The organism is Acidisarcina sp., from assembly GCA_035539175.1.
In the GTDB taxonomy this organism is placed as follows: Bacteria; Acidobacteriota; Terriglobia; order Terriglobales; family Acidobacteriaceae; genus JANXZS01.
The window spans coordinates 968,624-994,294 of sequence record DATLIY010000007.1 but is presented as its reverse complement, the minus strand read 5'-3'; the positions used below and the strand labels follow the sequence as shown (position 1 = coordinate 994,294).

The window sequence follows — 25,671 nt, the reverse complement described above, 5'->3', positions numbered from 1 at the left end:
GGCTACGCTACTTTGCTGCCTCCATCCGCAAGACCACGCGGAAGCGAGCCTGTCCGCTCATCATGCGTTCATAGGCCTCGGCGGCTTTTTCCAGGGGATACTCTTCGATCATTGGACGAACCCCGGCAAGCACGCTGAAGTTCATCGCGTCTTCACTGTCGATGGAGGTGCCGGATGGCCATCCGCTGACGGATCTACGGCCACCAACCATGAGCATCGGACTGATCTCGACCGGGTCCATGGAAACACCGACAATGACGAGCTTGCCGTTGATGCCGAGTCCCGGAATCACCGAGGACATGGCTTTCCCGTTCGTCACTGTAGCCAGAATCACCCTGGCACCTCCCAGCCTGGTTAGCTCCGCAGCCGGGTCCTGCGTTGTCGAATCGATGTAGAGGTGTGCCCCCAGCTTTTTGGCAAGAGCTGCCTTATCCTGGCCGCGAGCAATCGCTACCGTCCGGAAGCCCATCCTGGCTGCGAACTGCACGCCGAGGTGCCCCAGGCCGCCGATTCCGTGGATAGCCACCAGATCTCCAGCGCGCGCTCCACTATTGCGCAGCGCGTTAAAGGTCGTCATGCCTGCGCACATCAGCGGCCCTGCTTCCACGTCGGAGAGATCCTCCGGGATCAGCGCCAGCGCGGCAGCCGGAACGATCACGAACTCCGCATAGCCGCCATCGAAGTGGATTCCCGATATAGCGCCATTCGGGCAGGTGAGGAAGTCTCCGCGACGGCAGGATTGGCAGTGTCCGCAGCTTCCGCCGAACCAGCCGACGCCCACGCGCTGGCCCGGCTTCCACTCCGCCACTCCATCGCCAATAGCATCGATGACTCCGGCAATCTCGTGTCCCGGTACGCGCGGAAGCTGGATTCCCGGATAGGCACCCATCACAGTGAGAACGTCGCCATGGCACAGTCCGCAGGCGTGCACACGCACACGCACCTGTCCCGGGCCGGGATCGACTATCTCCCGCTCCACTATCTCCAGTGGGCCGTTTGGCCGAGCTACCTGGACAGCACGATATGTTTTCTTCGACATGAATTCTCCTGATTGCATTGTGGAATGTATAGCGAGCCGAGTCTGGTCGCCGAAGATCTGGGCGCGGATCGAGGCCCATGTACTTCTTGAGATTCAATCCAACGCCGTTATGCTCCAGAAAAACAGCAGAATGTCCTGTTAAATAACAGCGAACTGTCTTTTAGAAGGAAATGTTCGATCGAAGAGTTTTAGGAGAGGGCTATCTTGACGCGGCGCTGCGGCGGAGTGCGACGACGGGCATCGGCAGCGTGAGATAAAACGAGCTTCCCTTGTCGGGAACGCTCTCTGCCCAGATATCTCCGCCATGCTCTTTCACGATGCTGCGGCAGATGGCCAGTCCCAGGCCGGTTCCACCCATGGCACGCGAGTCGGAGGCATCCACCTGCTGGAACCGCTCGAAGATGATGCCGAGCTTGTCGGCCGGGATTCCGCGGCCCTCATCATGCACCTCGATCTGCACCATCCCCTTGGCGTTCAGGCGTGCGCACAGGCGAATCTCGCCGCCCGGCGCGGAGAATTTGATGGAGTTGCCGATCAGGTTGGTCAACGTCTGCAGGATGCGGTCGCCGTCGGCCCACACATCCACGGAGTCGGACTCGATGCGGAATCGCACCTCAGCCTTGGTCGCACTGGGCTGCATAACCTCCGCGGCCCGGTGCAGCAGGTCGCCTGCGGGATGCACCGCGCAGCTCAGGTTCGACTTGCCGCTGCCGATACGCTCGAAGTCCAGAATGTCGTTTACCAGACGGGCAAGCCGGTCGCAGTTGCCCACGGCGAGGTTCAGCATCTGCGCCGTCTTCTCCGGGCGTTCGTTCAGCAATCCGCCGGCGAGCAGTCCCAGAGCGGCCCGCAGGGAGGTCAGCGGGGTGCGCAGTTCGTGGCTGACGGTGGAGATGAATTCGTCCTTCATGCGCTCCAGGCGGCGGCGTTCGGTCACATCCTGGAACGCGACGACGATGCCGGTGGTGCGTCCATTGTCGACCAGTGGACAGGCTACGTATTCGACCGGGAAGCTGGTGCCGTCCTGACGCCAGTACACCTCGTCGCGCACCCGGATCGGCGTATCGCGGTGCAGGCTGGTGTTGATGGGGCAATCTTCCGCCGCGTAAGGGGTGCCATCCGCGCGGGTGTGATGCACGAGCTGGTGCATGTTTCTGCCCAGGATTTCTTCTACGCCGTAGCCCAGCATGTTTGCCGCGCTGGGATTCAGGAAGCTCAACCGGCCATCCATGTCCATGCCATAGATGCCATCGCCCACCGATTCCAGAATCGATTCGCGCTGGCGCATCAGCGCATGCAGCTTCTCTTCCGCATCCGTCTTCTCGGTGATGTCGATGCCATGTCCCAGGATGAATGGCTCCTCGTCCGGCAACGCGATCAACTTGTTGCTATACGCCATCACGCGCACGCCACCGTGCTTGTGACGCAGGTAGAGCAGTCCCTTGTCTTCGTGGGTGTTCTGGATGGTAAGCAGGTACCGCTCAAAATCGTCGCGGTACTTTGTCGGGACCAGGTCTGCCATCCGCTTGCCCACCAGTTCATCGATGGAGTAGCCCAGGTCCTGCGCCGCATGCGGATTGATGGACAGGATGCGCCCTTGCAGATCGTGGGTACACACCATAGCCAGGCTGCCTTCCACCAGTTGGCGGTACCGCGTTTCGCTGGCGCGCAAGGCCACCTCGGCTTCGCGCTGCTCGGTGATGTCCACTCCCGTGGTGATGATGAAGTTCACCTCGCCATTGGCATCGGTCAGAGGAGTCGCTGTCCATGCGATGCGGCGCTTGCGTCCGGCTCGCGGCAGCCAGTGGATCTCGTAATTTCCCACCAGTTTGCCGGCGCGTGCTTCTTCAATCATCTGCATGGCATAGGCGCGTTCCTGGGAGAGGAAGAGTTCCTCGGGAAAGGAGCGCCCGACCAGCTCGCCGAAGCTGTAGCCCGACATCTTTTCGCAGGCACGGTTAAAGCGCACGATGCGCCCGGCGGTATCGAGCACCAGCACCAGCGCGCTGATCGTGTCCAGTACCGCGGAGACGAAGTTGCGCTCCACCGTCAGCGCCCGTTCGATGCGCTGCCGCGCGCGCACGCCGCGCTCCTGCATCCGAATCCGCGCGTAGAGCTCGATGCGTGTCACCACCTGCGCCGCAAGAATCTGCAGCATACTCGCCTGCTGCCCGGTAAAGGCATTCGGCTCCGGAGAGAGAACGGCGAGCGTGCCGATGACGTGGCCCGAGGGCGAGACCATCGGGGCTCCTACATAGGAACGGCAGTGAATCCCGGAAGCGAGAGGTATGCCTTCCGGGGGGAAGCGCAGATCCTCGCATGCGTCGGCGATCAGCAGTGGCTTGGTGCTCTGCATCGCATACTGGCATGCAGAAGAGACGCGTGAGGTTTCGCGTGCTTCGAATCCATAGCGAGCCTTAAACCATACCCGGCTGGCATCGATAAAACCCACATAGGCATAGGGTCCACGACAGATCTCTGCCGCCAGTCGCGCGATGTCGTCGAGCGCTGGATCGGGAAGGCTGTCGAGTGTTTCGTATTGCAGCAGAGCCCTCAGCCTCTCGGCTTCTTCTCGCTGCATGACCAATGGATCCGGTGACATTTCTGGCGGCTTCAATCCTCAATTTGCATTGTTGCAAAGAGGACCCTCATGCACGCTGCAACCTTAGAGCCATTCACCAGTTAGGTACATCCCACCTCGGTGCTTAAAGCTGTGTTACCAGCGGGTATGACCCTGCATCGAACAGGGAACTAACTTGATTCCTCTGTCGAAAATGTCATGGTATTTTGCAGCAATCGCCTGCTGCGGGAGGCTCGTCGTTGCTGGAGTCGAGCACAACCTTCCAGCTCCCATCGGACTGCTTGCGCCAGATCGTCATATATCGCCCGGCGGACACAATGGAGTTCCCGTTTCGGTCTTTGGCGTGGCCTTCGTAATGTCCCCAGGTAAAACCCATGTCGCCTGAAGGCGACATCTGCCCGCCCTGCGGAGTCCAGGTCAACTGATATTCCCTCGGCGACCACGTTGCCGCCGCGGCAATCGCAGCCCGACCAGTGACGGCTGCCTTGCCGTTCGAGAGAGTTACCGCATCGTCTGCGAAGTACGAGGAGAACGCGGCGCCTCCTCCCGTGGCCGTAGCCCGCGCAAAACGTGCCTCCAGATCGAAGAGGAAGGCGCGTCCCGGATTCTCGGATGGGTCCGTGAATTGGCTCGATGAGGGGGGCGTGGCAAGGGGATCGAGCATCTGCCCCTGCAATCCGGGAGCAACTGCGAGCGCGAGGCTGGCGAACAAAATCGTCTGTGCAAGAAATGGCTTCATGGTGATGGGTACCGATCCGTGCATGAAAACCTGCCCGGTATCGCTTGCAGGTATGGTATCGCCCACATGGGAACGCGTGCAGCACGTATTGTCGAGTCTGCGGCCTCTGAGCGTGCGAGGATTTCCGCCATCGTCGAGCCGCCTATCGGATACGCTGGAGGCGACGCAATTTCTCCATGCAATTTCTCCGTCGGGGAAGGAAAGCCGGGGAAGGGAAGCAGCTTTGCAGCCAGAGCAGCACGACAGTCCAACCGTAGCCATGGCACAGAGAGAGCGGAGAACTCCGGGCTTCCTGCCGGCGGGCGCAGTGCTCTTCCTGGCTGGCGTCCTTTTGTCCGTCTACTGGCATCCTGAGCCGCGGCTGCACCTTCTGCCCTTCGCCCTGCGAATTGCGGCGCTGCTGATTGCGGCATGGGCCGCGGTTCGCCGCCGCTCGCTCACCGTCTGGATCTTCTGGGCGATGCTTGCCGGCATCGAACTCGGGCTGGATGCGCCCGCCACCGCCGTTCATCTGCGCGTGCTGGGCGATCTCTTTCTACGCATGATCAAGACCATCGTTGCTCCCCTCATCCTCGGCTCGCTGATTACCGGCGTGGCGGCGCAGGGGAGTGCGAAGGGCATTGGCCGTCTGGGGCTAAAGTCGCTGGTCTATTTTGAAGTGCTGACGACGCTGGCGCTCTTCATCGGGTTAGCCGCCATCAACATCAGCAAGGCTGGCGTAGGCCTGGCCGTCCCGCAGCAGATGGCCGCCAGCGGTATCGCGCTGCCTCCGCCCGTGCCGCCGCTGAGCTGGGAGCAATTCCTGCTGCACATCGTTCCGGAGAACATCGCCAAGTCCGTTGCCGAGAATCAGATCCTGCAGGTGGCCGTGTTCGCGGTGATCTTTGGCATAGCCCTGGGCCGGCTGCCGGAAGCGAAACGTGCTCCGCTGCTGCGCGTTGCAGAATCGCTCACAGAGACGATGTTCCAGTTCACCAACATCGTGATGTACTTTGCGCCAATCGGCGTAGGAGCGGCGCTGGCTTATACCGTAGGTCACTCCGGCCTGGGAGTCATGGTCAACCTTGGCAAGCTGCTGCTTACGCTTTATCTCGCTCTTGCCGCCTTTGCAGTTCTTGTCCTGCTTCCGGTGGCGTTGCTTGCCCGTGTGCCGGTGCGGCGTTTTCTTCGCGCCGTGTCGGAACCGGCAACGATCGCCTTTGCCACCAGCACCTCTGAGGCGGCCATGCCGCGCGCCATGGAGGCAATGGAAGCTCTCGGCGTGCCGCGGCGCATCGTCAGCTTCGTCATTCCTGCCGGTTACAGCTTCAACCTCGACGGCTCAACGCTCTATCTGGCGCTGGCCTCCATCTTCGTCGCGCAGGCGGCGGGCCTCTCCATGGGATGGAAGCAGCAGCTCATGATGGTCGCCACGCTCATGCTGACGAGCAAGGGCGTAGCCGGAGTTCCTCGGGCTACCCTGGTTGTGCTGCTGGCCACCGCCTCCACCTTTCGCCTGCCGGTGGAGCCGATCTTTCTCATCCTCGGCATCGATGCCGTCATGGACATGGGCCGCACCACCATCAACGTCGTCGGCAATTGCCTTGCGAGTGTGGTGGTGGCGCGGTGGGAGGGAGAGTTTGGCAGCGAAGACCCTTCTTCTGGAGCAATTTCCGCGCTGGAAGGTTGACGGCACACGTTTTCGCTCCAGAGAGGGCCGGCCGGATCTCTCCATAACTGGTCCGGCCAGATGAGATCCAAGGGGATATGAGGGGGTATCCGGAAGCATGTATCCGGTCAAAACCCTTTTCAGTCCGCGCGGCTTGATATACTCACTGTTAAGGCTCCCTCCGTTAGGAGTCTTTTTTCATGCGTGCCGCGTACGGCTCGGGAGCGAGTTTCCCCCGTGCCGGAGCGAACGGTCCAACGAATGCCGAACTTACTCGATCAGATCAATTCGCCTGCCGATATCAAGAGCCTTTCGATCTCACAACTGGAGACACTGGCACAGGAGATACGGGATCGCCTTATCCTTGTCCTGTCCAAGACCGGTGGCCACCTGGGACCGAACCTTGGCGTTGTAGAGCTCACGCTCGCGATGCACTACGTCTTTGACACGCCGAGGGATAAGTTTGTCTTCGACGTCAGCCACCAGGCTTACATTCACAAGCTGCTCACCGGGCGCCGCGAGCAGTTTGAGACCATCCGCCAGCCCGGCGGGCTCAACGGCTTCATGATGCGCTCCGAGAGTCCCCACGACTCCTTCGGCGCCGGTCACGCAGGCACTGCGCTCTCCGCTGCTCTGGGCATGGCTGTGGCCCGCGACCTGGCAGGCACCCGGGAGCACGTCATCGCGCTCGCCGGAGATGCTGCCTTCACCAACGGCATCTCCTATGAAGCACTGAACAATATTGGCGAATCGACACGCCGCCTGATCGTCATTCTCAACGACAACGAGTGGTCCATCGATCGCAACGTCGGCGCCATTGCCAGCTACCTGCACAAGATTGTCACCAATGAGCGCTATACCTCGCTGCACGACACCGCAGGCCGGCTGCTGGAGCGGCTCGGCGGCAAGACGGCCGTCAACGTCGTTCGCAAGGCGGAGGAGGCTGCCAAGGGCATGCTTTGGCCGTCCATGTTCTTTGAGGAGTTTGGCCTGACCTACTATGGCCCGCTCGACGGACACAACATCGGCCTCATGATTGAGACCCTGAAGTTTCTCAAGACCCAGGACCGCCCTGTACTGCTGCACACCATTACGCAAAAAGGACGCGGCTTCCAGCCAGCTCTCGACAAGCAGAAGAAGTTCCACGGACTGGGACCCTATGATCCGGAGACCGGGGAGACCAAGTCCTCCAGCCAGCCCACCTACTCCGAGGTGTTTGCCAATACGCTGGTCAAGCTGGCGAACGAGAACGACAAAATTGTGGCCATTACCGGTGCCATGCCGAACGGCACCGGGCTCGACCTCTTTCGCCCGCACCATCCGCGGCGCTACTTCGACGTAGGCATCGCAGAGGAGCACGCTGTCGTCTTTGCCGCGGGCATGGCGACCCAGGGGTTCAAGCCCTTCTGCGCCATCTATTCCACATTTCTCCAGCGCGCCTTCGATCCCATCGTGCACGACGTCTGCCTGCAGAATCTGCCGGTCGTCTTCTGCATGGATCGTGGCGGTCTTTCGGGAGACGATGGTGCTACCCATCACGGCCTCTTCGATATCTCCTACCTCAGGGGAATTCCAAACATCATCCACATGGACCCCAAGGATGAAGACGAACTGGCGGACATGATGTACACGGCGATGCTGCAGCCCGGTCCCTGCGCGATCCGTTACCCGCGCGGCATTGGCCCGGGAGCGATTGTCAAAGAGCATCCTGTCGCTCTGCCCATCGGCAAGGGAGAGGTTCTCGCCGACGGCCGCGATGTCGCGGTCTTTGGCCTGGGAAGCATGGTCTCCCTGGCAAAGGAACTTGCGCAGGCCCTCGAACTTAAAGGATTCTCCGCGGCAGTCATCAACCCGCGCTTCGTCAAGCCGCTGGATCGCGACCTGCTCGCGGCCTATGCAAAGAAAGTAACCGCGATTGTTACGTTAGAAGATCATGTGCTGATGGGCGGCTTCGGCAGCGCCGTCATTGAAGCGTTGAACGAAATGCAGATCGACGTGCCGGTGGTGCGGATCGGCTGGCCCGATCAATTTATCGAGCACGGCAAGCCGGACCAGTTGCGCGCGAAGTATGGGCTGAGCGTAGCGGCCGCGCTCGAACGTCTGGCTCCTATTCTGGCCAATCGTCAGGCAGTTGCGGTCAGCCACGCAGGTTAGCGGACCGCTTCGGCGGCCTCTAGAATCGTCGGATCAGAAAGACCCCAAGGACCATCAGGACCGTGCCGAGGAGGCGCATCGGGTTCAGCGCGTGGCGCGGAAAGCCGAGCCACCCATACTGATCCAGCAGCAGCGACATTGTGATCTGTCCCGCGATGACAAGCGCAAAGAACACGGTTGCGCCCAGTCGCGGCGCCATCACGACCGTGGCGAGCACATAGGCTGCCCCGATCAGTCCTCCAGTCCAGGCCCACCAGCGGATCTCGCCGATCTGCTCGAGCGCCGGCCATGCGTTCCGGGGTAGAAGGGTGAATGGAATAAGAAAGAGAAAGCCGACGAGAAAGGAAGCCATGGTGGCCCAGACCGGCTGCCCACTCTCCGCGCCAAGCCTCCCGTTCACTCCTGCCTGCACGCTAAGGCCGCAACCCGCGGCGAACGCAAACACTAGAAAAATCAGGAATCCCATCGACACCTCATCTCGTCAGGCTGGCCCGCGGCTATGCGGAACCCCGCTTCGTGAGCTACCGTATATCAAGCGCGCTTTTTCCCAAAAAAGTTTTCGCGAAGGTTGTCCTGGAGAAGATGCAGAGCCCAGCAGCAGGTCAGAACCAGAGCAGATCGCATACCGGCCATCACAATCGCTGGTTACTCGTAATCGGAGCATTCAAGGCGCTGAAGGCAGTCCTTTTTGTCCTGATGGGCATCGGTGCCGTGCATCTGCTGCACAAGGACCTGGTGGACCTGTTTTCGAAACTGCTCACCGATCTCAACTTCGATCCGGAGAGCCGCTTCGTCAACATGGTGCTGGACAAGGTAGCCCTCCTCAACGATCACCGGCTACGGCTGATCACCACTGCGATCTTCAGCTACGCCGTCCTGGACGTCATCGAGGGCGTGGGTCTTCTGCTGGAGAAGCCATGGGCGGAATTCCTCACCATCTTCATCACGGCCTCCTTCCTGCCCTGGGAGCTGTTTGAGGTCGTTCGCCATCTTACCTGGGTCAAGCTTGCGCTCTTCCTGGTGAACGCGGTCGTGGTGGTTTACCTGCTCTACGATGTCCGCCTCCGGGCTCGCGCCAGGGAGAACCTGGAGGAGGTGGAACTCAGAATCCAGGAAGAATCGGAAAATTCCGTACCGCCGCAGGCCTCATCTGACAAGTAGGTAGGCGAGGTCAGAACCACACCAGTTAACACTATTCCTAGTACCACCCTCCCAAAATGGCCCCTTCCGTGGGGTTTTCCACAAGACATCCACGAAACCCCAGGATTTCGTGATATTTCCGCTTTGACACGTCCTCCGACTGCGCTACGATGTGGACGAAAGTGGTCGAAAGTGGTCAAGCAAAGAGCACTTCCGGCCGATATACACCTCAACTCGGTGGAAAGGGGAACGAACATGCGCGATCAAATTCTACGCGGTGGAGCAATCGTCACGATTTACGGCGTCGGGATGTTCTTTGGAATGCTGTTCCTGTTCCGGTAATGACAGTGGTCCCCAGATCTGCGGCCGTCAGGCCAATCGAGTGTTTCCCCGGAGCTGGATGTCCGGGATTTTTGCAGTCTTGGTAAAGCGGGTTTTGGAATGTTTCGTGGGAATCACCCAACCCGAGTGGACGAAAAGGGCCGCCTCAAGCTGCCGGCAGACTTCAAGCGCCTGGTGGATGAGCAATATGGGGCCCAGTTTTACATCACCAGCAAGGATGGCCGGGTGGCCGAGATTTATCCCTTGCAGGAGTGGGAAAAGATTGAAGAGAAGTTGGCGCAGATTCCCAACTTCAACCCTGCGAAGAAGAAGCTGCTGGACCGGGTGAACTACTACGGGCAGATGGCGGAGATCGATGCGCAGGGGAGATTGCTGATTCCACAGATCTTACGGGAGTCAGCCAAGGTTACGGGCGACGTAGTCGTCTTCGGGATGCAGACCTATCTCGAAGTGACCAACCACGACGCCTTCCGTCAGCACATGGATTCGAATCCGCTGACGGCGGAAGACGAACAGGCATTGGCGAGCTTTGGCCTATAAGCCAGCTCAAATCGCCCCCAAGGGGGAGCACATGGTCGGTCAGGACGAGCGGCATGTGCCGGTTCTTTTACAGGATGCGATCCAGTATCTCAATGTGCGGCCAGGCGGAACGTATGTAGACGCGACGCTGGGCATGGCCGGGCACTCCAGCGCGATTGCGCGGCTCTTAGGGCCACGCGGCAAGCTGGTGGCCTTTGACCGGGATCCGGAGGCGATGGCAATCGCCCGGGAGAACCTGGCCAGGCTGGCCGGCGAGCTAGGGGCAGAGATGCCCACGGTGGAGTTGGTCGACGAGGAGTTTTCGACAGCCGGCGAGAAGTTGCAGGCTGCCAGCGTCGATGGAATCCTTGCCGATTTCGGCGTCAGTTCGATGCAGCTTGGCGAGGCGCACAGAGGATTTAGTTTTCAGGCGGAAGGACCGTTGGATATGCGCATGAATCCGCGTATCGGGGTCACCGCCGCACAAGTGGTAAATCAGGCGGACGAAAAAGATCTCGCCAACCTGATTTACGAATTCGGAGAGGAAAGGAGGTCGCGGAGAATCGCCAGAGCCATTGTCAGGGCGCGGCCGATTACAACAACGGCGGAATTGGCCAGAGTTGTAGCGGCTTGCGCCCCGGCGATGAAATCCGGGCGGCATTTCATTCATCCCGCAACCAGGACCTTTCAGGCACTCCGAATTTACGTGAACCGCGAGCTGGACGAGATCAAGGCCCTGCTGGAGCAGGCGCCGAGGCTGCTTAAGCCGGGCGGAAGGCTGGTGGTTATCAGCTTCCACTCTCTCGAAGACCGGCTGGCGAAGGACGCGCTCCGTGAAGGAGCCGGACAGGGAATTTATGAGGTGCTCACCCGCAAGCCGGTAACGGCTTCGGAAGAGGAAAAGGATCGCAATCCAAGGTCACGCAGCGCGAAGTTACGCGCTGCAGAAAGAATCGAGCAGCACAGGAAATTCGCGGCAGATACTTCGTCGCGGGAAGAGTCGGGTCCGAGGTCGTCCCACCGCAGTTCAAGGCGAAAGTAAGACGACATTTGGTAGCACCTCCCTCCACCAGTTAGCGATCCGGGCCCGATCGCTCTAGAGGGAAGCAGTTTTGTAGAGCTCAGAAGCGGAGAGAAGACAATGGCTACACAGGTATTAGCGGGAATGATGCAGGCAGTCCGGCCAAACGCCGAAGCACTGGCGGAACGGAATCTGTCCCTGTTTGCCGCGCAGCAGCGCGCGCGCCGCGGACCCACGCCTGAGGTTTTCTTTGTCAAGCACCTCGACAACTCACGGCTGGTGAAGGCCGCCGACCCGGTGCGTACCCGCGAAATGCGCCTGTTCTCCGCCGCCATGACGCTCGTGTTCCTGCTGGTGATGGTCTATGGATGGCAGCACTTCAGCTCCATCGAGTCTGGTTATCGTGTGGAAGCGGAGAAGCAGCAAAGGGAGTTGCTGAGGGAGCAGAACCGGCAGCTTCGCCTTACGGAAGCCCAGCTCTGCGACCCTGGCCGTATTGACCGCATGGCGCGCCAGCTTGGTCTGGATGCTCCGAAACCTGGCCAGGTGGTTCGCCCCGAGTCCGCTCCTGAGGCTAATACGCCGGTTCTGGCTGAGGCCTCGCCCGCAATGCCAGCCTTGCGCTGACAGGAGAGGCGCTGTTGCAGTGAATGCCGGTGGTTTTCCTTCGCAAAACAGGCTCAAACCAGAGGTTATAACCTCGGTACGCCGTATCCGCTTTCTTGGGGTTGCGGCGCTTCTGCTCGTCTGGGTTTTGCTCATCTGCGGCAAGCTGGTCTGGCTGCAGGTGATTCGCCATCATGACTATGTAGAGCGTGCTGCCCGCCAGCAGCAGCGCACCTTTGAGGTCGCTCCGCGCCGCGGCGTCCTCTACGATCGGAACCTGAACGAGCTGGCGATGACCGTGCTGGTCGATTCGGTCTATGCCGTCCCCTCTGAGATCACAGATAAGGACAATGCTGCGGCCGCACTGGCGCGCATCGTGCACGTGGACCCGGCGGATGGCTTTACCTCGGCGGCGCAGATTGCTGCTCGCCTGAATGCCTCCAGGAACTTTGCCTGGGTAGCAAGGAAACTCGATGCTCCCACGGTGGATCAGGTGAAGGCTCTCAATCTGAAGGGCATCTACTACCAGAAGGAGTTCAAGCGGTTCTACCCGAACAATCAGATCAGCGCCCAGGTTCTGGGCTATGTCGGCACCGACGACAATGGTCTTGGCGGCCTGGAGCGCCAGTTCGACGAGGAACTTCATGGCACCCAAGGCAGGATGCTGACGGCGCTCGACGCCAAGCGCCATGTGCTTGGGAGCGAAGAGCATGAGCCACTCCCGGGACAGAATCTGGTTCTCACCATCGACGAGAACATCCAGTTCATGGCCGAGCGCGCCCTCGATGCCGCGATGGAACGCACCAAGCCGCTGAACGGCACCGTCGTGGTGCAGGATCCGCACACCGGACAGATTCTCGCGCTTGCCATCCGGCCCGCCTACGACCCGAACGATTTCCGCCACGCCAACAAGGATCTGCTGCGAAACCACGCGGTCAGCGATGTGTATGAGCCCGGCTCCACCTTCAAGCTGGTTACCTACTCCGCCGCGCTGGAAGAGAAGGTTGCGCGTCCCGGAGACATCGTCGACTGCCAGAATGGAAAGATCACCATCTTCGGACGCACGATCCACGATTCGCACGCCGGGTTGGGCCGCGTCACGGTGGAAAAGGCGCTGTGGGAATCGAGCGACGTTGCCGCCGTCAAGCTCGCCATGAAGATGGGCAATGAGAAGTTTTATCAATATATCCGCAGCTTTGGGTTTGGCGCACGCAGCGGCATTGAGCTGCCAGCCGAGACACGCGGCCTCGTCCGGCCAACCCGCCGCTGGGGAGCAACCAGTATTGGCTCGCTGGCCATGGGGCAGGAGGTTGGAGTTACGCCGATCCAACTGGTGACCATGGTCTCGACGATCGCCAATGGAGGCACGTATCTGCCTCCTCATATCGTGCTCGCCAGCACCCCTTCGATGAAGGGAAGCCCGAATCTTAAGCCGATGGCCTTCCATCCCGGGGACACGGTGCCCGAGCCTTTACCAGAGGGCGCGCATCGCGTCATCTCCACCATGACCGCTGCGCAGATGCGCAAGATGATGGAAGGCATCGTGCTCTACGGCACGGGTAAGGCTGCCAGCCTCAACGGCTACTCCTCTGCCGGCAAAACGGGAACGGCGCAGAAGATCGATGTTGTCACCCACACCTATTCGCACACCAAATATGTAGCCTCCTTCGCAGGATTTGCGCCGGTGAACAACCCGGTCATCAGCGTAACCGTCATTATCGACTCGCCCAGCGCGGGTGGCAGCTATTATGGCGCTGCGGTCTCGGCGCCGGTCTTCCGCGACGTCGCGCAACAGGTGCTGGAGTATCTTGGTGTTCCCCACGATACGGAGTTGCGGTCCCAGCCGCCAACGCTTCCGGAGAAGGATCTCGCCGATGCGCCTCCAGACCACACCGGAGACCTGACGGCGCTCTTCGCCGAGGTGAACGATCTTCCAGCGGATGATCCTCTCCGCACTCCTGCGGAGCCGAAGCAGCAGGCCGTCGCGGATGCCTCAGCGCCCTCCTCAGTGCGGTCTCAGGCGGCAGCATCTTCCTCCGCCAAGGCCGCCTCCACTGCCAAAAACGCACCGCCGGAGAAGATCGTGCCGCCGCCTGCCGCTCCTGCCACAACGCTTGCCAAGGCGGAGCAACTCTTCAAGGCAGCCACCACAGCCCCTCCCCCGGGCAAGGGCGCGGTGGTGGTTGATTCGGGGAAAAAGGTCTCCGTGCCAACCTTCGTCGGCCTGGCCATGCGTAAAGTGGTGGAGCAGGCCGGAGCCGCCGGACTCGGGGTACAGATTATCGGCAACGGAATCGCCCGAGAGCAGGCCCCTGCGCCGGGAACCATGGTGCCCGTCGGCACCCTCGTCGTCATCCGCTGCGGCCGGTAAGGGTTAACAGACCCTGAGCCAAGAACCGCTCTTTTGCTGAATTCCATTTAGAATCACCTTTCCTATGAAATTCGATGAATTGTTATCCGGTGTGGAATTTGTGCTGCGTCGCGGAGGGGATACGGAGATCTCCGGGGTGGAGTATGACTCGCGGCGAGTGCGTCCGGGCTCCTTGTTTGTCGCGATGAAGGGCGGCACGACGGACGGGAACCAGTACTTGAAGAAGGCCATCGCCGCGGGTGCCGTCGCGGTCGTCACCGACTCCGGTGAGGCCTTCGATCATCTGGAGATTTATGCATCTGATCTAGCCGTAGCGGAGGTCGAGCGCGGACGTCCTGCTCTCGAAGCCCTGTCTGCCAATTTCTTCCGCCATCCGGAGAAGAAGCTGGCCCTGAGCGGAGTTACCGGCACCAATGGCAAGACCACTACGGCCTTTCTGCTGGACGCGATGCTGAACGCCGTAGGGCGCACGACCGTCCTGGTCGGCACCATCGAGTACCACGTTGCCGGGGAGGTTCGACCGTCGCCCCACACCACTCCCGAATCTCGCGATCTGCTGGAGCTGTTTGCCGCGGGCGTGGCGGCAGGAGCCACCGAGGCGGTCATGGAGGTGTCCTCGCATGCCTTGCAGCAGGGACGGGTCTTTGGCATAGGCTTCGACGTGGCGATCTTTACCAATCTGACGCGCGACCACCTCGACTATCACCGGACCATGGAAAAGTACTTCTCCGCGAAGGCGAAGCTGTTTGACGGATCGCAGGCCGCGGTGCCGCGGGTTGCTGTGCTCAATATTGAGGATCCATACGGCGTGCGGCTGGCGGAGATCGCGCGTGCTGCTGGCTCCGAGGTCTTTGCCTACGGCCTGCAACAGGGGGATTTTCGTGCCGATGATTTGCAGATGGCGCCGAATGGCATGTCGTTTTCCATGCAGACGCCCGGCGGAAGCATCCCGATTCGCACGCGCCTTACCGGCAGGGTCAATGTGCAGAATCTGCTGGCTGCCGCTGCCGCCGCGCTGGCTCGCGGATTGAAGCCGCAGCAGGTCACCGAAGGCGCCGCCGCGCTGGCCTGCGTTCCGGGGCGCTTCCAGACCGTCGATCGCGGCCAGCCCTTCACGGTTGTGGTGGATTATGCGCATACCGACGATGCGCTGCGAAATCTGACGGCCCTGGCCCGCGAATTTGTGGCAACGACGGGTGGCCGCGTGATTACGCTCTTCGGCTGTGGAGGAGATCGCGATCGCACCAAGCGGCCTCTGATGGGCCGTGCGGCGGGTGAGGGCAGCGACTTCGTTGTGCTCACCTCCGACAATCCCCGCAGCGAAGAGCCGGAGGCGATCCTGGCAGATGTTCTGCCGGGATTGCAGCAGACTGGCGTAGAGTATCAGGCGGAACCTGATCGCACGCGAGCCATTCATCTGGCCGTCAACGCGGCCAGGGCGGGAGACATTGTGCTGCTCGCCGGCAAGGGGCATGAGAAGGTGCAGATACTGGCCGGTGGCGCGGTGCCGTTCGAGGATGCAGCCGTCGCGTCACAGGCTCTCGCGGATCTGGGATATAGCGCGGAGGCAGTGCAAAGATGAACCTCAGCTTGGTGCAGATCGCTGCGTGGGTAGACGGCACTCTCCTCCCACAGAGTGCGGCTGGCTCCTGGGCCACCGGCTATTCGATCGACTCGCGTACCTTGGAGTCCGGAGACCTCTTCTTCGCGATACGAGGAGATCGCTTCGACGGACACGACTTCGTGCGTGACGCGTTGGATCGCGGTGCACGGGCGGCGGTGATCTCGGCCGCCCGCGCTGAGGAGTTTCGCGATCTTGATCCCGACTACACGCTCCTGCTGGTTCCCTCTCCACTGGCTGCTCTGCAGATGCTGGCGGCGGCGGTGCGCAGGCATTGGGCCGGGCGCGTTATTGGCGTCACCGGAAGCGCGGGCAAGACGACAACCAAGGACGCCATCGCACAGGTGCTTGGCCGCCGCTTCCGCGTGTTGAAGTCGCAGGGCAATCTCAACAACGGCTTCGGCCTGCCCCTGCAACTGCTTCGCTTGCAGCCGGAGCACCAGGTCGCAGTCATCGAAATGGGCATGTCCCATGCGGGAGAGATTGCAGAGCTGGCCCACATCGCTGCTCCGGATTGGGGCGTGGTGACCAACGTCGGCAGCGCGCATGCGGAGAATTTTCGAGATGGCATTGCCGGTATCGCCCGCGCCAAGTTTGAGCTGATTCAGGCTCTTCCGCCGCACGGCGTCGCGTTCCTCAACTGCGATGATCGCTACGTCTCGCAATTTGGCCGCGACTTCCACGGAAAGGCCGTCTACTTCGGCACGGGGCCTTCTGCGAGTCCGCGGGCAATCTCGATTCAGGAGCCGGGTGGCGTTTCGCTGGAGTTTGAGGTGCAGACCGAATCCCACAGCGCCCCGGTGCGGCTGCACTTGATTGGCAGGCACAATGTGACCAATGTTCTGGCTGCGATAGCCGTCGGTCTGGAGTCGGGAATCCCGCTTGCGGAGTGCGCCAGCGCCGTGTCGGAGTTGCAGCCGGGAGACAAACGCGGGGAGACCCTGGAGATTGCCGGTGCCCGCATCATCAACGATTCCTATAACTCCAATCCCGAAGCGTTGAAGTCGATGATCCATGCCCTTGCCGCGATGCCTGCCCAGCGCAGGATTCTCGTCGCTGGAGAGATGCTCGAGCTTGGACCCGGAGGGCCGGAGATGCACCGGGAATGTGGTGCGGAGGCCGCAGCCGCAGGCATCACGATGGTCCTCGGTGTGCGTGGGAATGCCCGCTTTCTGGTGGAAGGCGCCCGTCGGGCCGGCGCCGAGGCGCTCTTCGTCGAATCCCCCGCCGAGGCCGGTGCATGGCTGCGCGCGGAATTGCAGCCGGGAGATGCCGTGCTGCTCAAGGCTTCGCGAGGCGTCCGGCTGGAGCAGGCGCTTACCGCTCTGCAATCGGAGAAGAAATGAAGTCCGCGAGCCGCCCTCTGCCTGTGGCTGCTTGCTAAGATAGGCAGATAGGCAGATAGGCGAATCTACTGTCCAATGTCGTTGCTTCCCCCACGGGGAGGCATGGTCGAGAACCTGCATGTTTTGCCGGAGGAAGTTTGCTCTACTGGCTGCTTTATCAAAAGCTGTTTCCCTACTTCAGACCCTTCCGAATCTTCCGGTATCTGACGTTTCGTACCGCGTTCGCCAGCCTCACGGCGTTGTTGATCGCGCTGCTCATCGGGCCCTACGTTATTGAGAAGCTGCGCGAGTTCCAGATCGGCCAGTACATCCGCGAGGATGGCCCGAAAGAGCACCAGAAGAAGGCGGGAACCCCTACCATGGGGGGGATTCTCATCGGTATCGCCATCCTGCTGCCCACGCTGCTCTGGTCCGATCTCAGCAACCCTCTGGTCTGGCTGGTGATGCTGGCGACGCTGGCTTTCGGCGCAATCGGATTTGCCGATGACTACATCAAGGTGATTCATCGCAGAAACCTGGGGCTGACTGCCCGCGCCAAGCTGGGATATCAGATTCTGGTGAGCGTAGCTATTGCCGTTGTGCTGGTGCTGATGCAGCAACGCGGCAGCTACTCCACCCACCTGATGGTGCCGTTTGTGAAGCGCTTTCGTCCCGATCTGGCGATCCATGCGCTCGGCGGCATTCCCCACCTGGGCCTGCTGGCGTTTCTGCCCTTCATCGTTTTTGTAACGTTCGTCATCGTCGGTTCCAGTAACGCGGTCAACCTTACCGATGGTCTGGATGGGCTGGCCATCGGATGCACCATCGTCGCGGCTGGCGCGCTCACCGTGCTTACCTACGTGAGCGGCCATGTGGTCTTTTCCGATTATCTGGAGCTGCAGCGCATGCCGATGGTCGGCGAGCTTACCGTCTTCTGCGGTGCGATGGTTGGCGCAAGCATTGGATTTCTCTGGTATAACGCTCATCCCGCGGAGATCTTCATGGGCGATGTAGGATCGCTGGCGCTGGGTGGCGCGATTGGTACGGTGGCGGTCATTATTAAGCAGGAGCTGCTCCTGCCCTTCATTGGCGGCATCTTCGTATTGGAGGGCCTGTCGGTCATTCTGCAGGTGGGCAGTTACAAGCTTCGGGGAAAGCGAATCTTCAAGATGGCTCCGCTTCACCATCATTTCGAACTGATGGGCTGGTCGGAGTCGAAAGTGATTGTGCGTTTCTGGATAGGGGCGTTGATCTTTGCGCTCTTTGCACTTACCACGCTGAAGCTCCGGTAAGGCGTTTCTGGTGCAACGGGGGGCCGGATCGAAGTCCGGCCACGAAGATCTGCACAGAATCGGATCAAAAGAGTAAAAGAGAAAGTGCCCCAAGCGCGATATTGTCTACGTGGGAAAATGAATTGGCCCGGTTATCGGGCCATGGCGGAAAACGCAGGTTGCTATGGAACTCAAGGGTAAGAAAGTTCTGGTCGTCGGATTAGGGAAGTCGGGTCTCGCGGCGGCATTGTTTCTCCGTCACCATGGAGCGCAGGTCACCGTCTCCGATATGCGTAGCGCGGAGGCTCTCGCCAAGGAGATTCCCGCACTGCTCGAAGAAGGCATTGCCGTCGAAGCGGGCGGCCACGGGCTGCTCACCTTCCGGCGGCAGGATATGATCGTCGTCAGCCCCGGTGTGCCCCTGAATACGCCGGAGGTGGCCCAGGCAAAGGCGCTTGGCCATCCGGTTCTCGGGGAACTGGAGCTCGCCTCGCTCTATCTCAAAGGGAAGACGCTGGCCATCACCGGCTCCAATGGCAAGACCACGACGACGACCCTCTGCGGAGAGATCCTCAAGGCCGCCGGGCTCCCGGTCGAGGTGGGAGGGAACATTGGAGTTCCCGTCATCTCGCTGGTAGAGCAGAGCCGCGCCGATGGCTGGTCTGTACTTGAGGTTTCCAGCTTTCAGTTGGAATCGACGCAGGAGTTTCACCCCGAGATTGCCGTAATACTGAACATTACCCCCGATCATCTCGACCGCCACGGTACTTTTGAAAATTACGCGATGGCGAAGGAGAGAATTTTCCTGAAGCAGGATGCGCAGGATAGCCTGGTGCTCAACGCCGATGATCCGCGAACTGCCCAGGCGGCCTCCCGCGCCCACTCCCGCATTTTCTGGTTCAGCCGCCGCCAGCCTGTCGAGCAGGGAGCCTATCTCAGCGATGGCAAAATTTTCTTTCAGGGGGGAGCGGGGCTGCAGCCGGAGGCAATTCTGCCGCTATCCGAGATCCACCTGAAGGGCGCGCACAACGTGGAGAATGTACTCGCCGCCGTGTGTGCTACGCGTCTTGCCGGAGCCAGCCCGGAAGCGATTCGACTTGCGGTTGCGAGCTTCAAGGCGGTGGAGCATCGCCTGGAGTTTGTCGCCAAAATTGATGGGGTCGACTACTACAACGATTCCAAGGCGACCAACGTGGACGCGACCATCAAAGCCATCGAGTCGTTCCCCGGCAACATTCACCTGATCCTCGGCGGCAAGGATAAGAACTCGGACTACACTCTCCTCCACCAGTTGCTGCGGCAGCGCGTCAAGAAGGTGTACACCATCGGCGCCGCGGCGGAGAAGATTGAAACGCAGATCCGCGGCACGGTGCCGATTGTCTCCGCGCACACGCTGAAGGAGGCCCTTCAGAGCGCAGGCAGCCAGGCCGTGCCGGGGGATGTGGTGCTGCTGGCTCCTGCCTGCTCCAGCTACGATCAGTTCGATAACTATGAGCACCGTGGGCAGGTGTTCAAAGACCTAGTGCTGGAGCGCCGCGGTATATGGCAAAACGCGTAGGCGTAGACAAATGGCTCTTCGGCGTTACGCTTTTGCTGGTCGTGATCGGGCTGGTGATGGTCTTTAGCGCTTCCGCCGTCATGGCAAAGGAGCGCTTCGGTTCGCCCTATACTTTTGTGACGAAACAGGCGCTGTGGGCCCTGCTCGGTCTGGTCGCCATGACCGGACTGATGCAGATGGACTACCGCGTGTTGAACCGCACTCAGGTCGTCTTTCCACTCATTGCCATCTGCACTCTGCTGCTGCTGGGCGTCTTCCTGGTGCCGGGCTCGCATGCCACCCATCGCTGGATTCGCTTCGGCAGCTTCTTCACCTTTCAGCCGTCGGAGATTGCGAAACCCGCGCTGGTGCTCTTTCTCGCATGGTTCCTGCAGAACCGGATGCAGTCGATCCACGACTGGCGGAATACGCTGATCCCCGCAGCCATGCCCAGCCTCATCTTTATCGCGCTGATTGTGAAGGAGCCGGACCTCGGCACGGCGCTGGTATGCGCCGGGGTTACTGCGCTCATGCTCTACCTTGCCGGAATGGAGATGAAGTATCTCGGGTATGCCGTGCTCGCGGCTGCACCGGTGCTCTACTGGCTTCTCTTCCGTGTGCCGTGGCGGCGCGCCCGTATGCTGGCATTTCTCAACCCTGAGGCGGACCCGCAGGGCAGCGGCTTCCACACCATTCAATCGCTCATTGCGGTGGGCACCGGCGGCCTGCACGGCCTGGGGTACATGGAGGGCCGTCAGAAGCTCTTCTACCTGCCGGAGCCGCATACCGACTTCATCTTTGCCAATATTGCGGAGGAACTGGGGCTGATCGGCGCGCTGATCCTCGTAGCCCTGTTCGTCGCGCTGGGATGCCGGGGATTGCGCGCAGCCATCCTCTCCAAGGACCCCTTCGCCCGCTTTCTCGCCTTCGGAATTACCTGCACCGTGCTGATCCAGGCCTTCTTCAACATCAGCGTGGTGCTCGCGCTGGTGCCCACCAAGGGCATTCCGCTGCCGTTCATCTCTTCCGGGGGTACGTCGCTCTTCATCATGCTGGCCAGCATGGGCGTGCTGCTGAACATTACGCGGGAGATCGACTGATCGCGATGGCGGAAGGGAATGAAGGACTCCGCGTTCTGATCGCGGGCGGCGGCACCGGAGGCCACATCATCCCCGCGCTCGCCATCGCCCGCGAACTCAAGGATCGCTTTCACGCCGAAGTGCGTTTTGTGGGCACCTCGCGCGGTCTGGAGACGCGGCTGGTCCCACAGGCAGGGTATCGCCTGGAGTTGATCCAGGTCGGCCAGCTCAAAAATGTCAGCCTCAGGACGCGCCTGCGTACGCTGCTCGATCTCCCACTGGGTCTTGCACGCTGCTTCGCTCTGCTGCGGGAGTTTCGGCCTCACGCCGTCGTCGGCGTTGGAGGCTATGCTTCCGGCCCGGCGATGATGGCCGCGATTCTCAGCCGGGTCCCGACGCTGGCTTTTGAGCCGAATGCCGCTCCAGGCCTGGCCAACCGGCTGATTGGCAAATGGGTCAACGCTGCCGCCGTCAATTTTCCTCCCGCCGCGGCCTGGTTTCGCAATGCGGAGGTCACCGGCATTCCGGTTCGAGCGGAATTTTTCTCGATTCCGCGTAAAGGCGCTGGCGCATCGCCGCGGCTGCTGGTCTTTGGCGGAAGCCAGGGTGGCCGCGTGCTCAATCAGCATATGGCAGCAATAGCGCCCCAGTTACTGGCGGCCTTGCCGACCCTCACCATCATGCATCAGGCCGGGGCACGCCATGCCGCGCAGACCCAGGCGGATTACGCCGCCAGTGGTGCGCCACCCGAGCGCTGGCAGGTCCAGCCCTTTCTGGAGGACATGCCGGATCAGTTCGCCTTGGCCGATCTGATCCTGTCTCGTAGCGGAGCCAGTACCGTGGCCGAGCTGGCTGCGGCTGGCAGGCCTGCGCTGCTGGTTCCATTTGCCGCTGCTGCCGACGACCACCAGCGCAAAAACGCCGAGGTGCTGGCAGACGCTGGAGCGGCTGTTCTGCTGCTGGAAAAGGACGTCACTCCCGAGCACCTGCTCGCCGCACTGCTCGATCTGCTGCGGAGCCCGGACCGGCTGCTCAAAATGGGCGAACGGGCGCGGTCTCTGGCGCATCCGGAAGCCGCCAGGCGGATCGCCGAGAAGATTGATGCGCTCGCCGGGAAGCGGGCCAAATCGTAAAGACAGCTCAAATCTTAGAGACGGGCCAAATCCTGTCCCACAATCAAAAGGCCCACTCCGGGGAGTGAGCCTTTGACTGGAGTTTCCTGATTGGTTTAGCGGTGTCCACCACCGTGGCCGCCTCCGCCAAAGCCTCCGCCGTGACCACCGCCACCCCCGAAGCTATGGCCGCCACCGCTGAATCCGCCGCCGCCGCCGAAGCTATGGCCACCGCCGCCGAAGCTACGGCCACCACCACCGAAGTTCCCGCGTCCGCCACCATACGATCCGCTATAGCCGCCGCCATAATTGCCACGTCCGCCGTACCCATTCATCGGACCACGGTTGGCAACATACGGCATGCGGGTTGAGCCCGGCGATTGCATATATCCATTGCCGTATCCACCGCGATTGTAGCTGCCGCGATGGTCCGGTATCGCGCGTGCCGGAGCGTGGTTCCATCCACGTCCATATCCACCGCCGCCATAATATCCGCGGTTGTAATAGCCCCCGCCATATCCGTCGTGGTAGTAGCTGCGGCGATAGTATCCGCCGCCATAGCCGCCATGCCACCCATACCAGGGGCCTGCGCCAATAAAGAGGCCGCCTACGAACCAGCTAGGGCCGTAATATCCATAGGGCGCGCAGGCATAGGGAGCATAGGGGTAATATCCCCAGTCGCAGACCGGCGGGCCGTAATAGACCGGCGAGCCGTAATAGTCGTCATCGTCGTAATCCTGCGGGCCATACACAACCGCAGGCGCAACCGGCACACCTACGCCAACGCCAACCGAGACCTGTGCCCGTGCGTGCAATATCGGGATAGTAAACAAGCCGACCAATACAGCCAATCGAAGAAGGCGCATCGCGGAACCCCCTCGCGCCCTTGTGCAGATTCATGGGGACGCGTGCCTTGCAACCATCGATACCCTAACCTCTGTGACCTCGTCAGCTCGACGCCTGGATGGCGAAGGAGTCGCGCAAAGCCGCATCGAATATCTACTCCTTAGTTAACCATGTTCCGGTGCAAAAGTTGCGGTTTCGTTTCAGGAGTTGCGCGGCGCACCGCGGGAATTTCGGTGCATCCGCGCAATTCGAATTGGAGGGCTTTCGGGTTACCTCGCCGCAATACCCCAAAAGCATAGATTTCTATGGTTTACCTGTCTCCGTCCTCATCGCCGTGGCGCCACTCGCGACGCCCTTCGCGATAGCCGTAGCCGCGATCGCCTTCATGTTCGCGCCATTCGTGCTCGCGCCATTCGTGTTCCCGCTGCTCGTGTTCGCGCCACTCATGGTCTCCCCGGCCCTGGATCGCTATCCACTGACCCGGATAGTAGTTTCCATAGGCGTCGGTATAGGCCGGAACCCAGCGACAGCCGGGATAAGGCGCAGGATAACCGCCGTCGGCATAGTAGCCGGGTCCTGCGGGCCCCGCCGCTACGTAAACGCGAACACCAGCCTGGGCGGTCGCACTGCTGGCCATCATCAGCCCGCCGGCAAGGATTGCGCTAGCAAGAATCAAAGGACGGAATGCACGCATTGGAAACCTCCTGTACTGCTTGCCCCCAAACCGCAAAGCCCTGGGGCCGGTCTACTGTCGACCCTTTGTTTTGCTGGGTCTTCGGCAAACTCTGTATCTGTGGAAACACGCTTTTCTGAAATTGTCGCGGGGCTCCCGGGTGCATCTCCAACGAAAAGAACCACATCTTTTCTGCGTGTTTTGTGTTGCGCCATATGGCACAGCGGGAGTGGTCTAGCGAGTGCCGCGCCCGCTCCAACTCTCGATCCACATCGCCCGCGCTGATACAGTAGGGAAGATTTCCATTCCTTGGACCTATGTTCGCTAAATCGCAACGCGTGCACTTTATCGGAATCGGTGGAATCGGCATGAGCGGTATCGCCGAGATCCTGCTTACCCTTGGCTATCCTGTTTCTGGCTCCGACCTGCGCCGGACCGCGATTACCGACCGCCTGGTATCGCTTGGAGCAACGGTTTTTGAAGGCCACGCCGCAGCCAACGTCGTCGGCTCCGGGGTGGTCGTCACCAGCTCCGCAGTCCACGAGAACAATCCCGAGGTGGTCGAGGCCCGCGCGCGTAAGATTCCGGTGATTCAGCGGGCCGAGATGCTGGCCGAGCTGATGCGGCTCAAGTACGGCATCGCGATTGCCGGAATGCATGGCAAGACGACAACCACCTCGATGGTCGCAGTCGTCCTCGCCGGGGGCGGGCTGGATCCCACCGTCGTTGTCGGGGGACGGGTCGGCGCTCTCGGCTCCAACGCCCGTCTGGGCAAGTCCCAGTACCTGGTGGCGGAGGCCGATGAGAGCGACCGCTCCTTCCTCAAGCTTTCTCCCATCCTTTCCGTGGTCACCAACATCGACCGCGAGCACATGGACTGCTACCGGGACATGGCCGATGTCGAGAACGCGTTCGTCACCTTTATGAACCGCGTGCCCTTCTATGGAAGCTGCACGGTTTGCCTGGACAATCCGCTGCTGGCCTCGATTCTGCCGCGCGTGGAGCGCCGCGTGTTCACCTATGGCTCGACACCCGAGGCCGATTTTGTTGTTCGCATGCTGCCGCTGGACGCTGCGACCAAACTGCCCGCATCGGGGGAGGATTCCGTTTCCACCGTGCGCTCCCGCTTTGAGGTTGTGGTGGGTGGCACGGTGCTGGGGCCATTCGAACTGCATGTGCCGGGCCGGCATAACGTGCTGAACGCTACCGCTGCCATCGCCATTGCCACGCAGCTTGAGATCCCCGCTCCGCAGATTGTTTCCGCCCTGGCCGGCTATCGCGGAGTCGATCGCCGCTTCCAGTGGAAGGGCTCGGTTCGCGGAGTCACCGTGATCGACGACTACGGGCATCATCCCACCGAGATCCGCGCCACGCTTGCCGCAGCGCGCGAATGCGGCTACAAGCGAATCTACGTTCTCTTCCAGCCGCACCGCTTTACCCGGACCCGCGACCTGATGCCTCAGTTTGCCTCGGCGTTCGACGATGCGGACAGCGTGCAGATACTCGATATCTACGCCGCCAGCGAAGAACCGATTGCCGGAGTGGATGCGCCGGCGCTGGTCAAGGCCATCGGCCGCCCATCGGTCCAGTACGCTCCATCCTTCGATGAGGCGGTGAGCCGCGTCGTCTCCCAGGCAACGGAGGGCGACGTGATTCTTACCCTCGGCGCGGGGAGTGTCTCCCAACTGGGCGCGAAGGTTCTCGACGCCCTCCAGCCGGCTCCGGCGGGGAAAGCTCTCGGACAGAAATAAGGTTTGCGCGGCGCGCTGGTAAAACAAAGCCTGCATAGCGCTGGTAAAACAAAGCCCGCATAGCGCTGGTAAAACAAAGCCCGCATAGCGCTGGTAGAATAAGGTCTGCGTGCCCGGGGCAACTGCCGCGATCTCGTCCGGGAGGGAGCCAGGACGCGCAGCCATCCCCCTGCTTCTGGCATTGATTCCTGATGACTCCCTGCTGTCACCGGAGATACCCTCCGAGGTTCGCCACTGAAATTCAACGTGAAGAAGCCCCACACCCCGCGTTATATTCGGGACTGGCGACTCTCACG

At 61.0% G+C, this 25,671-nt stretch carries 20 protein-coding genes; 14 read left to right on the top strand and 6 right to left on the bottom strand.

What is annotated here, in order from left to right; genetic code table 11:
* Positions 1 to 7: 7 nt before the first annotated feature.
* The 3 genes from VM554_06885 to VM554_06875 all read right to left on the bottom strand — a co-directional run bounded on the left by VM554_06885 (position 8) and on the right by VM554_06875 (position 4,383).
* Complete coding sequence (locus tag VM554_06885; GenBank protein ID HVJ08091.1) at positions 8 to 1,039, bottom strand: alcohol dehydrogenase; 1,032 nt, start codon at positions 1,037 to 1,039, stop codon at positions 8 to 10.
* Between the two features lie 199 nt (positions 1,040 to 1,238).
* Complete coding sequence (locus VM554_06880) at positions 1,239 to 3,620, bottom strand: PAS domain S-box protein (GenBank protein ID HVJ08090.1); 2,382 nt, start codon at positions 3,618 to 3,620, stop codon at positions 1,239 to 1,241.
* A 196-nt stretch (positions 3,621 to 3,816) separates the two neighbouring features.
* The gene (locus tag VM554_06875) at positions 3,817 to 4,383 is read right to left on the bottom strand and encodes a nuclear transport factor 2 family protein (GenBank protein HVJ08089.1); all 567 of its coding nucleotides are present in this window, start codon (positions 4,381 to 4,383) and stop codon (positions 3,817 to 3,819) included.
* On the opposite strand from VM554_06875, the gene VM554_06870 reads away from it, so the two are divergent.
* Together VM554_06870 and dxs are read left to right on the top strand one after the other, a co-directional pair.
* Positions 4,382 to 6,028 (top strand): dicarboxylate/amino acid:cation symporter, encoded by a 1,647-nt coding sequence (locus VM554_06870; protein HVJ08088.1) that lies wholly within the window; start codon positions 4,382 to 4,384, stop codon positions 6,026 to 6,028. The two genes, VM554_06875 and VM554_06870, sit on opposite strands and share 2 nt — an antisense overlap.
* 240 nt (positions 6,029 to 6,268) lie before the next feature.
* Positions 6,269 to 8,161 (top strand): 1-deoxy-D-xylulose-5-phosphate synthase, encoded by a 1,893-nt coding sequence (gene dxs / locus VM554_06865; protein ID HVJ08087.1) that lies wholly within the window; start codon positions 6,269 to 6,271, stop codon positions 8,159 to 8,161.
* Positions 8,162 to 8,180: 19 nt separating this feature from the next.
* Here the strand turns inward: dxs and VM554_06860 are convergent, their stop codons facing one another.
* The gene (locus VM554_06860) at positions 8,181 to 8,627 is read right to left on the bottom strand and encodes a DMT family transporter (GenBank protein ID HVJ08086.1); all 447 of its coding nucleotides are present in this window, start codon (positions 8,625 to 8,627) and stop codon (positions 8,181 to 8,183) included.
* A 116-nt stretch (positions 8,628 to 8,743) separates the two neighbouring features.
* On the opposite strand from VM554_06860, the gene VM554_06855 reads away from it, so the two are divergent.
* The 11 genes from VM554_06855 to murG all read left to right on the top strand — a co-directional run bounded on the left by VM554_06855 (position 8,744) and on the right by murG (position 22,126).
* Positions 8,744 to 9,322, top strand: a complete 579-nt coding sequence (locus tag VM554_06855; GenBank protein ID HVJ08085.1) for a DUF2127 domain-containing protein — start codon at positions 8,744 to 8,746, stop codon at positions 9,320 to 9,322.
* 420 nt (positions 9,323 to 9,742) lie between these two features.
* Positions 9,743 to 10,183: a hypothetical protein gene (locus VM554_06850; GenBank protein HVJ08084.1), complete on the top strand. Its 441-nt coding sequence runs from the start codon at positions 9,743 to 9,745 to the stop codon at positions 10,181 to 10,183.
* Positions 10,173 to 11,204 (top strand): 16S rRNA (cytosine(1402)-N(4))-methyltransferase RsmH, encoded by a 1,032-nt coding sequence (gene rsmH, locus VM554_06845; protein ID HVJ08083.1) that lies wholly within the window; start codon positions 10,173 to 10,175, stop codon positions 11,202 to 11,204. The genes VM554_06850 and rsmH overlap by 11 nt, the downstream gene beginning before the upstream one ends.
* A 99-nt stretch (positions 11,205 to 11,303) precedes the next feature.
* Entirely contained in the window at positions 11,304 to 11,810 is a 507-nt protein-coding gene (locus VM554_06840) for a hypothetical protein (GenBank protein HVJ08082.1), read from the top strand.
* Positions 11,811 to 11,829: 19 nt separating this feature from the next.
* The gene (locus VM554_06835) at positions 11,830 to 14,160 is read left to right on the top strand and encodes a penicillin-binding transpeptidase domain-containing protein (protein ID HVJ08081.1); all 2,331 of its coding nucleotides are present in this window, start codon (positions 11,830 to 11,832) and stop codon (positions 14,158 to 14,160) included.
* A gap of 64 nt (positions 14,161 to 14,224) precedes the next feature.
* A complete protein-coding gene (locus VM554_06830; GenBank protein ID HVJ08080.1) occupies positions 14,225 to 15,742 on the top strand; it encodes a UDP-N-acetylmuramoyl-L-alanyl-D-glutamate--2,6-diaminopimelate ligase in 1,518 nt (505 codons plus the stop codon).
* The gene (gene murF, locus VM554_06825) at positions 15,739 to 17,127 is read left to right on the top strand and encodes a UDP-N-acetylmuramoyl-tripeptide--D-alanyl-D-alanine ligase (protein HVJ08079.1); all 1,389 of its coding nucleotides are present in this window, start codon (positions 15,739 to 15,741) and stop codon (positions 17,125 to 17,127) included. The genes VM554_06830 and murF overlap by 4 nt, the downstream gene beginning before the upstream one ends.
* A 137-nt stretch (positions 17,128 to 17,264) precedes the next feature.
* Positions 17,265 to 18,398, top strand: a complete 1,134-nt coding sequence (gene mraY / locus VM554_06820; GenBank protein HVJ08078.1) for a phospho-N-acetylmuramoyl-pentapeptide-transferase — start codon at positions 17,265 to 17,267, stop codon at positions 18,396 to 18,398.
* 163 nt (positions 18,399 to 18,561) lie between these two features.
* Positions 18,562 to 19,935 (top strand): UDP-N-acetylmuramoyl-L-alanine--D-glutamate ligase, encoded by a 1,374-nt coding sequence (gene murD, locus VM554_06815; protein ID HVJ08077.1) that lies wholly within the window; start codon positions 18,562 to 18,564, stop codon positions 19,933 to 19,935.
* The gene (gene ftsW / locus VM554_06810) at positions 19,920 to 21,014 is read left to right on the top strand and encodes a putative lipid II flippase FtsW (protein HVJ08076.1); all 1,095 of its coding nucleotides are present in this window, start codon (positions 19,920 to 19,922) and stop codon (positions 21,012 to 21,014) included. The genes murD and ftsW overlap by 16 nt, the downstream gene beginning before the upstream one ends.
* Before the next feature lie 5 nt (positions 21,015 to 21,019).
* A complete protein-coding gene (gene murG / locus VM554_06805) occupies positions 21,020 to 22,126 on the top strand; it encodes an undecaprenyldiphospho-muramoylpentapeptide beta-N-acetylglucosaminyltransferase (protein HVJ08075.1) in 1,107 nt (368 codons plus the stop codon).
* A 95-nt stretch (positions 22,127 to 22,221) separates the two neighbouring features.
* Here murG and VM554_06800 read toward each other — a convergent pair whose 3' ends face one another.
* Together VM554_06800 and VM554_06795 are read right to left on the bottom strand one after the other, a co-directional pair.
* Positions 22,222 to 22,971, bottom strand: coding sequence for a hypothetical protein (locus VM554_06800; GenBank protein HVJ08074.1), 750 nt, complete (start codon positions 22,969 to 22,971; stop codon positions 22,222 to 22,224).
* A 290-nt stretch (positions 22,972 to 23,261) separates the two neighbouring features.
* Entirely contained in the window at positions 23,262 to 23,645 is a 384-nt protein-coding gene (locus tag VM554_06795) for a hypothetical protein (protein HVJ08073.1), read from the bottom strand.
* A 296-nt stretch (positions 23,646 to 23,941) separates the two neighbouring features.
* On the opposite strand from VM554_06795, the gene murC reads away from it, so the two are divergent.
* Positions 23,942 to 25,375 carry a UDP-N-acetylmuramate--L-alanine ligase gene (gene murC / locus VM554_06790; GenBank protein HVJ08072.1) on the top strand — a complete coding sequence of 478 codons (1,434 nt, stop codon included), beginning with the start codon at positions 23,942 to 23,944 and terminating at the stop codon, positions 25,373 to 25,375.
* Positions 25,376 to 25,671: the final 296 nt, after the last annotated feature.

Bases quoted from the DNA above. Each gene is read 5' to 3' on its own strand.
- VM554_06885 (HVJ08091.1), bottom strand. From the start codon at position 1,039: ATGTCGAAGAAAACATATCGTGCTGTCCAGGTAGCTCGGCCAAACGGC.
- VM554_06880 (HVJ08090.1), bottom strand. From the start codon at position 3,620: ATGCAGCGAGAAGAAGCCGAGAGGCTGAGGGCTCTGCTGCAATACGAA.
- VM554_06870 (HVJ08088.1), top strand. From the start codon at position 4,382: ATGAAAACCTGCCCGGTATCGCTTGCAGGTATGGTATCGCCCACATGG.
- VM554_06875 (HVJ08089.1), bottom strand. From the start codon at position 4,383: ATGCACGGATCGGTACCCATCACCATGAAGCCATTTCTTGCACAGACG.
- dxs (HVJ08087.1), top strand. From the start codon at position 6,269: ATGCCGAACTTACTCGATCAGATCAATTCGCCTGCCGATATCAAGAGC.
- VM554_06860 (HVJ08086.1), bottom strand. From the start codon at position 8,627: ATGGGATTCCTGATTTTTCTAGTGTTTGCGTTCGCCGCGGGTTGCGGC.
- VM554_06855 (HVJ08085.1), top strand. From the start codon at position 8,744: ATGCAGAGCCCAGCAGCAGGTCAGAACCAGAGCAGATCGCATACCGGC.
- VM554_06850 (HVJ08084.1), top strand. From the start codon at position 9,743: ATGTTTCGTGGGAATCACCCAACCCGAGTGGACGAAAAGGGCCGCCTC.
- VM554_06840 (HVJ08082.1), top strand. From the start codon at position 11,304: ATGGCTACACAGGTATTAGCGGGAATGATGCAGGCAGTCCGGCCAAAC.
- VM554_06830 (HVJ08080.1), top strand. From the start codon at position 14,225: ATGAAATTCGATGAATTGTTATCCGGTGTGGAATTTGTGCTGCGTCGC.
- murF (HVJ08079.1), top strand. From the start codon at position 15,739: ATGAACCTCAGCTTGGTGCAGATCGCTGCGTGGGTAGACGGCACTCTC.
- murD (HVJ08077.1), top strand. From the start codon at position 18,562: ATGGAACTCAAGGGTAAGAAAGTTCTGGTCGTCGGATTAGGGAAGTCG.
- ftsW (HVJ08076.1), top strand. From the start codon at position 19,920: ATGGCAAAACGCGTAGGCGTAGACAAATGGCTCTTCGGCGTTACGCTT.
- murG (HVJ08075.1), top strand. From the start codon at position 21,020: ATGGCGGAAGGGAATGAAGGACTCCGCGTTCTGATCGCGGGCGGCGGC.
- VM554_06800 (HVJ08074.1), bottom strand. From the start codon at position 22,971: ATGCGCCTTCTTCGATTGGCTGTATTGGTCGGCTTGTTTACTATCCCG.
- VM554_06795 (HVJ08073.1), bottom strand. From the start codon at position 23,645: ATGCGTGCATTCCGTCCTTTGATTCTTGCTAGCGCAATCCTTGCCGGC.
- murC (HVJ08072.1), top strand. From the start codon at position 23,942: ATGTTCGCTAAATCGCAACGCGTGCACTTTATCGGAATCGGTGGAATC.